The organism is Paenibacillus dendritiformis, from assembly GCF_015845845.1.
In the GTDB taxonomy this organism is placed as follows: domain Bacteria; phylum Bacillota; class Bacilli; order Paenibacillales; family Paenibacillaceae; genus Paenibacillus_B; species Paenibacillus_B dendritiformis_C.
Genome location: NZ_LDIG01000135.1, coordinates 1 through 610, shown reverse-complemented (window position 1 = coordinate 610; position 610 = coordinate 1). Strand labels below are relative to the sequence as shown.

The window sequence follows — 610 nt, the reverse complement described above, 5'->3', positions numbered from 1 at the left end:
CCCTGATTTATGAGAATTGGAAAATTTCCTTGGCGTGCAGCAGGATCAATCCCAAAAAAGGCATCACCAAACTAGACCCAGTTGAAAATGGAGTTAATTACCATAATTTAACTGGGAATTAGAGAAGAAAATTCATGAGCCAAGGCATTATTGCTCTGTCGGCTTCACCTTCCTTCTGGGCGTATAGAGTTGGTCGTTGCGTAGCAGCACATCGACCAGACGCACAAGTTTTCTTGCCGTTAAGACGAGGGCACGTTTGTGTTGATGCTTAGGGACTTCATTGAATTTCTTCCGGTAATACTCACCGAATTCCGGATCGCGATTTTTTACCGAGTTGGCAGCTTCAACAAGGTAATAGCGCAGGAATCGGTTGCCGGAACGAATACGCTTGGTGTCTTCCGCCTCAAAGGAACCGGATTGGTGCTTGCGCCACGTCAGCCCCGCATACTTGGCCAAGGCGGCTTGATCCGTGAAGCGTTCGATGTCGCCAATCTCGGCCAGAATGCCTGCGGCGTAGACTCGGTCAATGCCCGGAATGGAACGGAGGCACTGGCTGCCGGAAATGCCGTCTAAAATGCGCTCAATCGCCTTGTCAAGCTCTTTAAGCTGA

1 protein-coding gene is annotated in these 610 nt (G+C 49.7%); it reads right to left on the bottom strand.

Going from position 1 to position 610, the window contains the following annotated elements:
- Nucleotides 1-147 precede the first annotated feature (147 nt).
- On the bottom strand, nt 148-610 hold a 463-nt coding region (locus ABD76_RS12825), incomplete at its 5' end, for a transposase (RefSeq protein ID WP_197257412.1).